Here is a 13,071-nt window from a genome sequence, read left to right on the forward strand (position 1 = left end):
AAGAGGATAGGATGAATACCACGACAGCCAAAGAAATAGCGGGACACCTGCTGGAGATCGGCGCCGTTCACCTGCGCCCGGACCAGCCGTATACCTGGACATCCGGCATCAAGTCGCCGATCTACTGCGACAACCGGCTCACGATGTCTCATCCGCCGGTCCGCCGCCGGATTGCCCAGGCGTTTGCCGAGGTGATCCGCGAACATTTTCCGCAGGTGGAAGTGATCGCCGGCACGGCGACGGCAGGCATCCCGCACGCTGCCTGGGTGGCAGAACTGCTGGACCTGCCGATGATCTACGTGCGCGACAAGGCAAAGGGGCACGGGCGGCAGAATCAACTGGAAGGCGCGCTGGCCGCAGGTCAGAAAGTGGTGGTCATCGAGGATCTGATCTCCACCGGCGGCAGCTCGCTCAAAGCGGCAAAGGCCGTCCAGGCGGAGGGAGGCGACGTGCTCGGCGTGGCAGCGATCTTCAGCTACCAGTTTCCAGAAGCGGAAGCCCTCTTTAGGGAGGAAGGCGTCCCGGTCGCGACGCTTTCCCACTACACCGCGCTGCTCGAGACGGCACGCGAGCGCGGCGTCATCACGGCAGAGCAGGAAAGCCTGTTGGCCGACTGGCGCAAAGCCCCTCGCAGCTTTTATGCGTAACCGGTCATGTCGCATGTCCAAACGGATTGGATAGAAAAATTTTGTACCTCAATCGACTGTACTTTACCAACGCCCTGTTTCGGGGCGTTTTTTGTTTTGTTCGTTACCAAAATGTAATTGATTTTCATGTTTTTTACATTATAATACTTCATAACCGGTGGGTAAAAATCGTGGATGCTCTTTTACATTTGAACGTAATGGAGGGATCATGAACAGACCATTACTGTACATAACCTTGTTTGCGTTTCTGCTTCTCACAGCAGGATGCTCGGATGAGAAACCCAAAAACGAACGCAAAGGTTTGACAGGATACGTCATCGAGACAAACTATGAGAAAAAAGCACTGCTGGTTGCTGAAAGTGACAAAACAGCAAGAGATGGCGACTATGACGCCGAATGGTATTTCGTAAACGACGATGCCATTCTGCTTGATCGCAAGAATAACAAGGTTTTGCTTACAGACATAGAGGTCGGAGCGGAAGTAGAAACATGGGCGGCTTCCCCTTCATTGGAATCGTATCCTGCGAAAACGGATTTGAGCAAACTTGTCGTTGCAGATGATGTACAACATCCACATTATCCCATGCTGCAAAAGAAAGCCATTCAAATGGCGCTAAACTTTGTAAAGAGTCTTTCTGACAAAGCTGATATATTCATTGTACAGGATGCAGTGAGCACCGAATCAGAATGGATCGTTCGCGTTTTTACTTTCAATGCAGGACAGAAGCACGAGATAAGTGTTCATGCAGAAACGGGTGAAGTAAAGCGAATCAAATAACCCGGTATTGGCGAAAGCGCCTTTTCCGTTGGTTCGACAGGTGCCAGTGCCTTGCTGGTCAAGAAAAAGGATGGCCGATCTGACGACGCCATCCTTTTTCGTATGTATGTCAACTTGCAGCGGCTTACGACGGGCGAAATGCCGGTCTGCCAGATTTTTGTTGACGAACAACCTGTGATTCTTTACAATGATACCCAAGAGTTAAACACTGTTCTTATCCAGAGCGGCGGAGGGACTGGCCCAATGAAGCCCGGCAACCGTCACGCGGTGCGTGACCAGGTGCCAATTCCTGCAAGACAGATGTCTTGACAGATAAGAAGCGGGTTTGATTGATATGGACGCAGACCTTCTTCTTGTCGGAGAAGGTTTTTTTATTTTTCTGTTTCAAAATTTCATAGGACTTCTTCTTATCCAGAGAGGTGGAGGGACTGGCCCGATGAAGCCCGGCAACCGTCACGCGGTGCGTGACCAGGTGCCAATTCCTGCAAGACACGCGTGTCTTGAGAGATGAGAAGAAGGCTCGAGCACAATGCACACCAGCCTTCTTCGAATCCGAAGAAGGCTTTTTCATGTTGTACAAACAAAAAACGGGGTGGAAAAACATGAGTGTGGTAAAAGTAGGCTTATTGGGATTGGGAACGGTAGGCGGCGGGGTGGTCAAGACAATCCGTTCGAAGCAGGAGAAGCTGTCGGCCCGGTTGGGCAAGCGCATCGAAATCGTCAAGGCGCTGGTGCGCGACTCGCGGAAGCAGCGGGCCGTGCAGGTGGAGCCATCGCTGTTGACGACACGGTTTGCCGACGTTATGGAAAGCGACGTAGACATCGTCGTGGAAGTGATGGGCGGCGTGGAACCGACCTACGACTACGTACGGTCGCTGATCGAGAAGGGCTGTCATGTGGTGACGGCCAACAAGGAGCTGCTGGCCAAACGCGGCGCGGAGCTGGTGGAACTGGCCAACCGGCACGGCGTCCATCTCGCCTATGAAGCCAGCGTCGCGGGGGGAATTCCCATCCTTGGGGTGCTCCGTCAATTCCTCAGAACCAACGATATTACAAAGGTGTGCGGCATCCTCAACGGGACGACCAACTTTATCCTGTCGCAGATGGAGGAGGCCCAGCTTCCCTACGACGATGTGTTGAAGCGGGCACAGGAACTGGGGTATGCGGAGGCAGACCCGAGCTCCGACGTGGAAGGCTGGGACGCCTTGTACAAGCTGTACATTCTGGCACAGCTCGTGTTCGGGGAGTCGCTGCCCCTGTCAGCCATTGAGCGGCAGGGGATTGTTGAAGTCTCGCAGAGCCACATCCGGCTGGCGAAGGAACTGGGGTATCGGATCAAACTGCTGGCGCAAGCCCACCAGGGAAACGGCGGCCTGCACCTGTCCGTGCGGCCGACGCTGGTGCCGCTGGAGCATCCGCTGGCGCGCATCCAGGATGCGTACAATGCCGTACAGGTGGAAGGCAGTCTCGTCGGCGACCTTTTGTTCACCGGCAAAGGGGCGGGCGAATTGCCGACTGCCAGCGCGGTTGTGGAAGATCTGGCCTACTTGCTGACCCAACCGTTTGCGCCTCATCCCGCTTGGCGTGAACGGCCGGAGGCGGTCCCGTCCAGCCGCCTCTCATCCGGCCTCGACTTCTGCTGTCTGGCAGGGACAGCGGCTGGCGTGACGCCGGAGCAGGTACTGCTGTTTCTCGAACGGGCGGGTGTCTCCGTCCGCAGGATGACCGTCCAGTACGATTCGGGCAGCGTCCTGCGTGTGGGCCTGCTCGCTGCCGGACTGCAGGAGGAGCACGTTGGGCTTTTGGAACGGGATTTCGGCCTCGAAACGCGGCTTTATCCCGTGCTGGAGGCGGCCGATGATCAAGATGCTGACGGCGGGAGTGCGGGGCTGTAAACTAGCATCCAACTCCCCATCGCATTCGCCGGGATTTTTTGGCATGATAAAAGCGGAGCACTTCTTCTTCAAGGGGATGAGGACAAGTCATGCTGGGTTCGCAAACCATCTTGCCGGCCATTCGCCAAATGAAAGAATTTGAACGCGTCCTGGAAAGCCGGTACGAGACGATCATTTTGCTGGAGAGCCATATCTGCCAACTGAAAAGCATCGCCGACCTGGCACGCCGGCACGGAAAAAAGCTGTGGCTGCATGCCGATCTGGTGCAGGGATTGAAAAACGACGAGCACGGCGCACTGTTTCTTTGTCAGGAGATCAAGCCGGCCGGCGTCATTTCCACCCGTTCGCAGGTGATCACGACCGCCAAAAAGAAGGGCTTGGTCACGGTGCAGCGCCTGTTTCTGCTGGACTCCGGCGCGCTGGAGACGAGCTACAAAATCCTTGAGCAGACAAAACCCGATTTCGTCGAAGTCCTTCCGGGGGTCATGCCGCACATTATTACGGAAATTCGCGAACAGATTCAAATTCCGATCATCGTAGGCGGGTTTATCCGCACCCGGGAGGAGATCGAGAGCGCTCTGGCGGCAGGAGCCATCGCCGTCACCACCTCCGATCGAAACTTGTGGAAACAGCTGTAAAAAATGATTGACAACGCTTTCACGACCGCATAAGATTGATTACAGAAGTTCATATGTCGGATGAGATCAGGAGATCCACCTATATATTCCCTGTGTTTAAGTTCCTGTGGACTTAAACCGTGGATAAATAGGTGGATTTTCTGTTTTCTTCCAGTGGAGGTGAACAGCAAAAGAGGGAAAACCAGTCCAGACTCGTCATAAATATTAAAAAAAGAGAATGGAGGAACAAGATGTCGGCGTATTGGGCGGAACTGATCGGGACCATGATGCTGGTGATTCTCGGGGACGGCGTCGTGGCGGGAGTCGTGCTGAACAAGTCAAAGGCAAAAGACAGCGGGTGGATCGTGATTACCTTGGGCTGGGGGTTTGCTGTCGCCTTTGCCGTATACGCGGTCGGGGCCATCAGCGGCGGCCATTTTAATCCGGCCATTACCATTGCGTTTGCGTCAATTGGCTCGTTTGCCTGGGAGCTCGTGCCCGGGTACATTTTGGCCCAGATGGCCGGGGCGTTTTTGGGAGCAATCTTTGTCTACCTGTACTACCTGCCGCACTGGAGAGAAACTGCTGACCCGGCGGCCAAGCTGGCAGTATTCTGCACAGCTCCGGCGATTCGACACACATTTGCGAATATTCTCAGCGAAGGGCTGGGCACGTTTTTCCTCGTGTTTGGCCTGCTGGCTATCGGCAGCAACACGTTTACCGAAGGGCTCAATCCGCTGATCGTCGGATTTTTTATCGTCGCCATCGGCATGTCGCTCGGCGGGACCACCGGCTACGCGATCAATCCGGCGCGCGATCTGGGGCCTCGTCTCGCCCACTTTGTTCTGCCGATCCCGGGCAAAGGCACATCTGACTGGGGCTACGCCTGGATTCCGGTCGTGGGGCCGATCGTTGGCGGGACGGCGGGAGCGCTCGTCTTCAAGGCCTTGTTCGGATAGCGGTCGGCCCAAGCTGATTGAGGCAGAGATGATCGGGAAACGATAAAGGAGGATATGTGACGGATGGAAAAGATGTATGTTTTGGCCATTGACCAGGGCACGACCAGTTCCCGTGCCATTTTGTTCAACCGGGAAGGACACATGGTGGGAGTAGCCCAGAGGGAGTTTACGCAGATTTTTCCCCGGCCGGGCTGGGTGGAGCACGATGCCATGGAGATCTGGTCGTCCGTCGTCGGCGTGATCGGCGAAGTGCTGGCCAACCACAACATCAGCGCCCAGGAAGTGGCCGCGATCGGCATTACCAACCAGCGGGAGACGACTGTCGTCTGGGACAGACACACCGGTCTGCCGGTCTACAACGCGATCGTCTGGCAGTCCCGCCAGACGGCCGATATTTGCGAAGAGTTGAAGGCGAAAGGGCTGAACGACCTGTTCCGCGAACGGACCGGCCTGTTGATCGACGCCTACTTTTCCGGCACCAAGGTCAAGTGGATCCTTGACAACGTGGAAGGGGCACGCGCCAAGGCAGAACGCGGCGATCTCTTGTTTGGCACCATCGATTCCTGGCTGATCTGGAAGCTCTCTGGCGGCAAGGCGCATGTGACTGACTACACCAATGCGTCCCGCACGCTGATGTACAACATTTACGACCTGCGCTGGGACGACGAACTGCTGGCGCACCTCACCGTGCCGAAAGCGATGCTGCCTGAAGTGCGCTCCAGCTCGGAAATCTACGCGCATACCGACAAAGATCTCTTTTTCGGCGTGGAGGCGCCCATCTCCGGCGCGGCGGGTGATCAGCAGGCAGCCCTGTTCGGCCAGGCATGCTTTGAGGAAGGCATGGCGAAAAACACCTACGGCACCGGCTGCTTCATGCTGATGAACACCGGGGAGAGACCGGTGCGTTCCGAACACGGCCTGCTGACCACGATTGCCTGGGGGATCGACGGCAAAGTGGAATATGCGCTGGAAGGAAGCATTTTTGTCGCCGGTTCCGCCATCCAGTGGCTGCGCGACGGCCTGCGCATGCTGAAATCAGCGGCGGACAGCGAAGCGTACGCCAGCCGAGTGGAATCGACCGAGGGTGTCTACGTGGTGCCGGCGTTCGTCGGCCTGGGCACGCCGTACTGGGACAGCGACGTGCGCGGCGCCGTCTTCGGCCTGACGCGGGGGACCAGCAAGGAGCACTTCATCCGTGCCACGCTGGAATCGCTGGCCTACCAGACGAAAGACGTGCTCACCGCAATGGAGGCCGACTCCGGCATCAATTTGAAAAAGCTGCGCGTGGACGGCGGCGCGGTGAAAAACGACTTCCTGATGCAGTTCCAAAGCGACGTATTGGGCGTGCCGGTGGAACGTCCGCAGGTAAACGAGACGACCGCTCTGGGAGCAGCCTATCTGGCCGGGTTGGCGGTAGGCTTCTGGAAAGACAGGCAGGAGATTGCCGCCAACTGGCACGTCGACGGCGTCTTTGACGTGAAGATGAGCGAGGAGAAGCGCAACGAACTGTACGACGGCTGGAAAAAAGCCGTGCGGGCTGCGATGGCCTTCAAATAATCGGCCGCATGTGGTATACTGTACGCGATAAGTTCATACGGATGGTCTGAGATACGGAGTCGACCACTGATCCTTCTTTGCAGGCAAGGAGGGATTGGTGGTCGTTTGTGTTTTTTCCGGACTGTTCGGGTTGACCCATCGATAAAGTAGAACAGGGAGTGATGCGTGATGAAACGAGCGGAGCACCTGGCGCAACTCAAATCGACAGAGGTAGACCTGCTGGTGATCGGCGGCGGTATCACCGGAGCGGGGATTGCGCTGGACGCCCAGGCAAGGGGGATTCAAACAGGGCTGATTGAGATGCAGGATTTCGCCGCGGGGACCAGTTCCCGCTCCACCAAACTGGTTCACGGCGGGCTGCGCTACCTGAAGCAGCTGGAGTTTCGCCTCGTCTCCGAAGTGGGCAAAGAGCGGGCGATCGTCTACGAAAACGCGCCGCACGTCACCCAGCCGGAGTGGATGCTGCTGCCGCTGATCGAAGGCGGCACGTACGGACGGCTGGCCACATCTGTCGGCCTGTACCTGTACGACTGGCTGGCAGGAGTGAAACGGAGCGAACGGCGGCGGATGCTCAGCCGGGAGGAGACGCTCAAGATGGAGCCGCTCCTGCGCAAGGAAAAGCTGAAAGCGGGCGGTTACTACGTGGAGTACAAGACGGACGACGCCCGGCTGACGCTGGAAGTGATCAAAGAGGCGGCGGCCCGCGGGGCGCTGCCGGTCAACTACGTGAAGGCGGAGTCGTTCCTGTACGAAAACGGCAAGGTCGTTGGCGTGCAGGCCGTCGATCGGATCAGCGGGGAGACGTTTGCCATCCGCGCAAAAAAAGTGGTTAACGCTGCCGGTCCGTGGGTGGATGAATTGCGCGAAAAAGACGGTTCCCTGCAGGGCAAGCGGCTCTTTCACACCAAAGGGGTGCACATCGTCTTTGACCAGGCGCGGTTTCCGCTGCGTCAGGCCGTCTATTTTGACACGCCGGACGGCCGCATGGCGTTTGCCATTCCGCGCGCGGGGAAAACCTACGTGGGCACGACCGACACCCCCTACGACGGCGATCTGGCCCATCCGGTGATGACGGTGGAAGACCGCGATTACCTGCTTTCGGCCATCCATTACATGTTCCCGGAGGTGGGCATCCGGGCGGAGGACATCGAGGCGAGCTGGGCTGGGATACGGCCGCTGATTTACGAGGAAGGCAAGTCGGCTTCGGAAATCTCCCGCAAAGACGAAGTGTTTCGTTCCCCGAGCGGTCTGATCACCATTGCCGGCGGCAAACTGACCGGCTACCGCAAGATGGCGGAAAAGGTGGTCAACATCGTCGCACAGGAACTGGGCGTACAGGCAGGGTGCACGACGGACCGGATTGCGCTGTCCGGCGGCAAGGTGGGCGGCTCCGCAGGTTTTGCATCCTTTGTCGCAAGGAAAACAGAGGAAGGGATGGCGGCAGGCCTCAGTCGTGAGGAGGCGGAACGGCTCGTTCGCCGCTATGGCAGCAATATAGACCGCCTGTTTGCGATTATCCGCGAGCGCGGGCAGGAAGCAAAGCGGCACCAGATGTCGCTGGAAGTGTTCACGTCCCTGGTGTACGCGCTGGAAGAGGAGATGGCAGTGACACCGGTGGACTTTTTGCTTCGCCGCACGAGCAGTCTGCTGTTTGACATCGCGTGGGCGAAGCGCTGGAAAGAGCCGATCCTGTCCTTCATGAAGCAGTACGGAAACTGGAGTGCGGAACAGGCGGACGCGTACCGCCGCGAACTGGAGCAGCAGATCCACGACATGACGCCCTGACAGGCGGGCGAGGCGCCAAGTTAAATGGTCATGCTAACACCCCCTCCGGCAGATGATTCGGAGGGGGTGTTTTTGTTGTCAGTTACGTCAGTGAATGGCGCCGCTTGTCGTGAATCAGCTTGTCCTTCAACGCCCGCAAGCGGTCGGACAGGGCGACAGGGTATACTTCCGGGTTGTCGAGGCGGAGGTATTCTTCCCAGAACGTGCTTTTCTGCTTGCGGTGGAAGTCCCTGATCTCGTCCAACGTGGGCTTCTGATAGACAAGCTGACCGTTTCGGAAAATGGGGCGAAGCAATTCCACTGCCGTAAAGTCGACGACCCGCTTGCTTTTGAGCGGATTGGTCGGGTGCTTCAGAACGATTTCGGTAAGGTTGTCCAGCGTCTCTTCCTGCAGACAGATGTAATCGCCTTTGGCCATGCCGTTTCGATCGTAGAGGCGGTACACTTTTTTCAGCCCGGGGTTGATGATTTTGTCCAGGTTCTCCGAGATTTTGATCAGCGCGATCCATTCCCGCTCGGTTTTGCGGGCGACGATCTTGTGCACGCCGCCAAGGGCGGGGCTGTCATAGGCTGTAATGAACTTCGTGCCGATGCCCCACACGTCGATTTTGGCCCCCTGCAGCTTGAGCGAAGCGATCGTGTACTCGTCCAGGTCGCTGGAAGCGGCAATTTTTACGTACGACAGGCCGGCGTTGTCCAGCATCTCCCGCGCCCGCTTGGACAGGTAGGCCAAATCGCCGCTGTCAAGCCGGATGCCGTTCAGCCTGTGTCCGTGCTCTTCCATGATCTTGGCCGTCTTGATCGCGTTGGGGATGCCGCTACCCAGCACGTCAAAGGTGTCGACCAACAGGATTGACTTCGCCGGAAAGACCTCGGCAAAGGCGAGAAACGCGTCCAGCTCGCTGGGGAAAAACTGGACGAACAGGTGGGCGTGCGTTCCCGTTGTGGGCACGCCGTACTTTTTGCCTGCTTTCAGATTGGACGTAAAGTGAAAGCCGGCGATGTAGGCGGCTCGTGCCCCCTGGACGGAAGCGTCCCGCCCCTGGGCTCGGCGTTTGCCCATTTCGATCACGGTCTGCCCGTCCGTCGCCGTGATGATGCGGGCCCCTTTGGTCATCAGCAGCGACTCGCTGTTGATGGTATTCAGCAGCTGCGCTTCAATCCAGATGCATTCGATCACGGGGGCGATGATCCGGATGTAGGGGGTGTTGGGGAAGACGATCTGGCCTTCTTCCATGGCATCCAGATGGCCGGTGAAGCGCAGGTTTCGCAGCTCTTCGAGAAAGTCCTCGTCGTACAGGTTTTTGGAGCGCAGGTAGGCGATGTCCGATTCGTTGAAGTACAGGTTTTGGAGAATGTCAATCAACTGCTCCAAGCCGCCGAATGCCACGTACCCGCCCAGCTCGCCCTGGTAATCCCCTGTCGGTTTGACGAAGGGTGCCTTGCGGTAAAAGTCGTCAAATACCACTTCGGTTTTGTGCAGCCCTTTCTTGTACAGCGCGTACATCATGCTGAGCGCGTACTCGTCCGCGTCGAGGGCGTAATCCCGGGACGGATCGTAGTAGGGCAGCACTTCAAACGACCGGGTCTCATCGCAAGCCGCGCATTTCTGCGGTTGATCGGTCGTGCGGAAATTGGGCTGGCCGCACGTTTGGCAAATGTGGACAAAGCGGTAGATTTTCGGGTCAATTACGTCAAAAAGCGTCTTGTAGGGTGTCATCTAGGCGTCTCCTTATCACAAATCGGCCAAAACCTGGAGGCCGAGCTGATTTTTGAAGTGGTTCAAGGCCCATTCGTGACCGGCCGGGTTAAAGCTGGCGACGGCATCGGCGTGAATCACGACCGTAAACCCGCGGTAAAAGCCGTCGATCGCCGTGTGCAGCACGCAGATGTCCGTGCAGACGCCGGTAAGGTGGATTTCGCGAATGCCCCGAGCGTGCAGCTGCAGGGCGAGATCGGTCCCCTGAAATGCGCTGTAGCGGGTTTTGTCCATCCAGGTAATGCGTCCGGCATGCCGTTCGTACACGTCCTGCACCTTTCCGTACAGCCGTCGCCCCTCGGTGCCGATGATGTTGTGCGGAGGATACAGCGGCGTTTCCGGGTGGTACGGGTCGTCCTTCTGGTGGGCGTCCACCGCCATGACGACGTAGTGGCCGTCGCGCACGAACTGCTCGGTCAGCTCCGCGATCCGCTGTTCGATCCGCTGGGCCGGTTCCCCGCAGGTCAGCGCTCCGTCGGCTGCCACGAAATCGTTCGTATAGTCAATCACTATCAAGGCGTTCATCGCTATCCCCCCGAAAGAATCAATAGACCGCGGCGTTTGCCAGCCGGCCAAAACGATGCCAAGTCGTGACTGTCGTTACGGAAGTTGGCTTCATCTTACCTGGTAAACATACCCACGTCAATATGACGCCATGCAGGCATGTATTTTATGTGAAAATATTGACGATTCAGCCAATAGGGCGTTACCATTCGGGGTACATTCACTATTTGTCTTTGAGGAAAGGGAGGATGCAGATGGCGCAAACGGCTGTATCGCCGAAGACGGGCACCAAAGCGTTGGTCGCCAGTCTGATCGGCAGCTCCATCGAGTGGTTTGACTACTTTCTCTACGGGACGGTAGCATCACTGGCATTTGGCAAGCTGTTTTTCCCCAATACGGACCCTGTGGTGGGACTGCTGCTCTCCTACCTGTCGTTTTCCTTGACGTTTTTCATTCGTCCGTTGGGAGGCCTCATCTTCAGTCATATCGGCGACAAGGTCGGACGAAAAAAGACGCTGGTGCTGACGCTTTCGCTGATGGGGACGGCGACGGTCCTGATCGGCCTTTTGCCTGGATACGACACGATTGGCGTGTGGGCCCCGATCCTGCTGTTCATCCTTCGTCTGGTGCAGGGGCTGGGGATTGGCGGCGAGTGGGGCGGCGCCCTGCTCCTGGCTGTAGAATACGCACGAAACGACCAACGCGGCTTCTACGGCAGCATTCCCCAGATGGGCGTGACCATCGGCATGCTGCTCGGCACGTTATCCATGTCGCTCATGAGCCTGCTGCCGGAAGAACAGTTCCTGGCGTGGGGCTGGCGGGTGCCGTTTGTCCTCAGTGCCGTGCTCGTCTTCCTCGGCCTGTGGATTCGCAGCGGCATCGACGAGACGCCTGCGTTTCGTGCCGCGCAGCAAAGCGGCAGCATTGCCAAAGTGCCGCTGGCGGACACGCTCCGCTACCACTGGAAGTCCGTTCTGATCGCCATTGGGGCCAAAGTGGTGGAGACCGGACCGTTCTACATTTTCTCAACGTTTGTGATCGCCTACGCGACGAAGTACCTCGACTACGACCAGGTGACTGCGCTGAACGCGGTGACGATCGCCACGCTGGTGGCCACTATCGCGATTCCGTTTATGGGCAAATGGTCGGATAGGGCCGGACGCAAACCGCTCTACATCGGCGGCACTGTGGCGATCATGCTGTTTGCGTTTCCATACTTTTATCTGCTTTCGCTCAAGTCGGCGTTTTGGCTGACGGCGGCCACGGTGATCGGACTGGGCATCCTCTGGGCGCCGGTGACGGCTGTTCTGGGAACGCTGTTTTCCGAGATTTTCAGGACAGAGGTGCGCTACACCGGTGTGTCCCTCGGCTATCAGATAGGGGCAGCCATCGCTGGCGGGACCGCTCCGCTGATTGCTACCTGGCTGCTTGACGTGTTTGCCAACTCGTGGGTACCGGTCGCTTTGTACATCATCTTGACCGGGTTGATTTCGCTCGTCGCCATCGGAGCAGCGAAGGAGACGAAAGCAGCAGACTTGGGAGCGGACAAGTAAGAAAATGGAGGAATGGTCATGCTGGTACTGTCCCAGGAAGAGATACGCGAGCTGTACACGATGGAAGAATGCCTGCGGGACGTGGAAATGGCGTTTCGGCACGAGGCGGCGGGCGGCACGGTCACACCGGTTCGTACCGTGATCGCCCACGAAAAGCGGGGAGCGGTGACGCTGTACATGCCGTCGTTCGTGGAGGAGATCGAATACACGGCGGTGAAAGTGGTCAGCATCTTTCCGCAAAATGTGGAAAAAGGGCTGCCGTCCCTGCAGGGGGTCACGCTGCTGACGGAAGCAAAAAGCGGACGGCATGTGGCGCTGATGGATGCCACCTGGCTGACTGTTCTGCGCACCGGCGCGAGCAGCGGTGTGGCGACCAGGCTGCTGGCGCGCCCGGATGCCCGAAGCTGCGCTGTGCTGGGGTGCGGTGCCCAGGCGCTGGGGCAGGTGCAGGCGATCATGGCGGTGCGCCCGATCGAGCGGTTTTGGCTGTACAACCGGACGCGAGCGCGCGCGGAGCAGCTCGCCGACCGGATATACTCGCTCTACCCGGAGTGGAAGGGAAGCATCACATGTGTCGACGACGCTGACGAAGCCGTGTCTGCCGCCGATATCGTGGTGTTGAGCACCAAGGCGACCGAGCCGCTGTTTGACGGCAGCATCCTGCGCCCCGGTACCCACATCAACGCGATCGGCGCCTATCAGCCGCACATGCAGGAATTTGACGCGGTTACGTTGAACCGCTGCAGGAAAGTGGTGGTGGACACCAAGGAAGGGGCCCTGCACGAAGCGGGCGATCTGATCAAGCCGATTCAGCAGGGGGAGTGGTCGATCGACCGGCTGTATGGCGAAATCGGTGAACTGATCACCGGCCAAAAACCGGGGCGGGAGACAGACGAGGAAATCACCCTGTACAAATCGGTGGGGATTGCCTTCCTGGATACGATGGTGGCTTGCGCCGTCTACGAAAAGGCGAAGCGGCTGGGAGCAGGTACGACCGTGACGCTGTAGGAGCAATCT

At 57.9% G+C, this 13,071-nt stretch carries 11 protein-coding genes and 2 riboswitches; of the genes, 9 read left to right on the forward strand and 2 right to left on the reverse strand.

The features are described 5' to 3' along the window. The first annotated feature begins 11 nt into the window (after positions 1-11). The 7 genes from pyrE (at position 12) to KDN35_RS00850 (ending at position 8,238) form a co-directional block, all read left to right on the forward strand. The gene (gene pyrE, locus KDN35_RS00820) at positions 12-647 is read left to right on the forward strand and encodes an orotate phosphoribosyltransferase (RefSeq protein ID WP_212131861.1); all 636 of its coding nucleotides are present in this window, start codon (positions 12-14) and stop codon (positions 645-647) included. 208 nt (positions 648-855) lie between these two features. Then, entirely contained in the window at positions 856-1,425 is a 570-nt protein-coding gene (locus KDN35_RS00825) for a DUF3221 domain-containing protein (protein WP_171564320.1), read from the forward strand. 211 nt (positions 1,426-1,636) lie between these two features. Beyond that, a riboswitch (SAM riboswitch) is annotated at positions 1,637-1,744 on the forward strand. An 85-nt stretch (positions 1,745-1,829) separates the two neighbouring features. Beyond that, positions 1,830-1,939: riboswitch (SAM riboswitch) on the forward strand. Positions 1,940-1,994: 55 nt separating this feature from the next. After that, positions 1,995-3,320 carry a homoserine dehydrogenase gene (locus tag KDN35_RS00830; RefSeq protein WP_249178830.1) on the forward strand — a complete coding sequence of 442 codons (1,326 nt, stop codon included), beginning with the start codon at positions 1,995-1,997 and terminating at the stop codon, positions 3,318-3,320. 89 nt (positions 3,321-3,409) lie between these two features. After that, positions 3,410-3,958 carry a glycerol-3-phosphate responsive antiterminator gene (locus KDN35_RS00835; RefSeq protein WP_171564319.1) on the forward strand — a complete coding sequence of 183 codons (549 nt, stop codon included), beginning with the start codon at positions 3,410-3,412 and terminating at the stop codon, positions 3,956-3,958. Positions 3,959-4,188: 230 nt separating this feature from the next. Further along, positions 4,189-4,896 (forward strand): MIP/aquaporin family protein, encoded by a 708-nt coding sequence (locus tag KDN35_RS00840; protein WP_171564318.1) that lies wholly within the window; start codon positions 4,189-4,191, stop codon positions 4,894-4,896. Positions 4,897-4,959: 63 nt separating this feature from the next. Next, positions 4,960-6,453 carry a glycerol kinase GlpK gene (gene glpK / locus KDN35_RS00845; protein WP_212131862.1) on the forward strand — a complete coding sequence of 498 codons (1,494 nt, stop codon included), beginning with the start codon at positions 4,960-4,962 and terminating at the stop codon, positions 6,451-6,453. A 168-nt stretch (positions 6,454-6,621) separates the two neighbouring features. Continuing rightward, entirely contained in the window at positions 6,622-8,238 is a 1,617-nt protein-coding gene (locus KDN35_RS00850) for a glycerol-3-phosphate dehydrogenase/oxidase (protein ID WP_212131863.1), read from the forward strand. Positions 8,239-8,320: 82 nt separating this feature from the next. Here the strand turns inward: KDN35_RS00850 and KDN35_RS00855 are convergent, their stop codons facing one another. Then, entirely contained in the window at positions 8,321-9,958 is a 1,638-nt protein-coding gene (locus KDN35_RS00855) for a nicotinate phosphoribosyltransferase (protein WP_171564315.1), read from the reverse strand. 15 nt (positions 9,959-9,973) lie between these two features. After that, positions 9,974-10,522: a cysteine hydrolase family protein gene (locus tag KDN35_RS00860; protein ID WP_171564314.1), complete on the reverse strand. Its 549-nt coding sequence runs from the start codon at positions 10,520-10,522 to the stop codon at positions 9,974-9,976. Positions 10,523-10,749: 227 nt separating this feature from the next. Here KDN35_RS00860 and KDN35_RS00865 point away from each other — a divergent pair, with 227 nt between their 5' ends. Next, entirely contained in the window at positions 10,750-12,054 is a 1,305-nt protein-coding gene (locus KDN35_RS00865; RefSeq protein ID WP_171564313.1) for an MFS transporter, read from the forward strand. An 18-nt stretch (positions 12,055-12,072) separates the two neighbouring features. Continuing rightward, positions 12,073-13,062 (forward strand): ornithine cyclodeaminase family protein, encoded by a 990-nt coding sequence (locus KDN35_RS00870; RefSeq protein WP_212131864.1) that lies wholly within the window; start codon positions 12,073-12,075, stop codon positions 13,060-13,062. Positions 13,063-13,071 lie beyond the last annotated feature (9 nt).

It is taken from the genome of Brevibacillus sp. NL20B1 (genome assembly GCF_018195675.1).
Classification (GTDB): Bacteria; Bacillota; Bacilli; order Brevibacillales; family Brevibacillaceae; genus Brevibacillus; species Brevibacillus aydinogluensis.

Coding starts and splice junctions, on each gene's coding strand:
- KDN35_RS00870 (WP_212131864.1), top strand. CDS start 12,073: ATGCTGGTACTGTCCCAGGAAGAGATACGCGAGCTGTACACGATGGAA.
- KDN35_RS00860 (WP_171564314.1), bottom strand. CDS start 10,522: ATGAACGCCTTGATAGTGATTGACTATACGAACGATTTCGTGGCAGCC.
- KDN35_RS00825 (WP_171564320.1), top strand. CDS start 856: ATGAACAGACCATTACTGTACATAACCTTGTTTGCGTTTCTGCTTCTC.
- KDN35_RS00835 (WP_171564319.1), top strand. CDS start 3,410: ATGCTGGGTTCGCAAACCATCTTGCCGGCCATTCGCCAAATGAAAGAA.
- KDN35_RS00855 (WP_171564315.1), bottom strand. CDS start 9,958: ATGACACCCTACAAGACGCTTTTTGACGTAATTGACCCGAAAATCTAC.
- glpK (WP_212131862.1), top strand. CDS start 4,960: ATGGAAAAGATGTATGTTTTGGCCATTGACCAGGGCACGACCAGTTCC.
- KDN35_RS00840 (WP_171564318.1), top strand. CDS start 4,189: ATGTCGGCGTATTGGGCGGAACTGATCGGGACCATGATGCTGGTGATT.
- KDN35_RS00850 (WP_212131863.1), top strand. CDS start 6,622: ATGAAACGAGCGGAGCACCTGGCGCAACTCAAATCGACAGAGGTAGAC.
- pyrE (WP_212131861.1), top strand. CDS start 12: ATGAATACCACGACAGCCAAAGAAATAGCGGGACACCTGCTGGAGATC.
- KDN35_RS00865 (WP_171564313.1), top strand. CDS start 10,750: ATGCAGATGGCGCAAACGGCTGTATCGCCGAAGACGGGCACCAAAGCG.
- KDN35_RS00830 (WP_249178830.1), top strand. CDS start 1,995: ATGTTGTACAAACAAAAAACGGGGTGGAAAAACATGAGTGTGGTAAAA.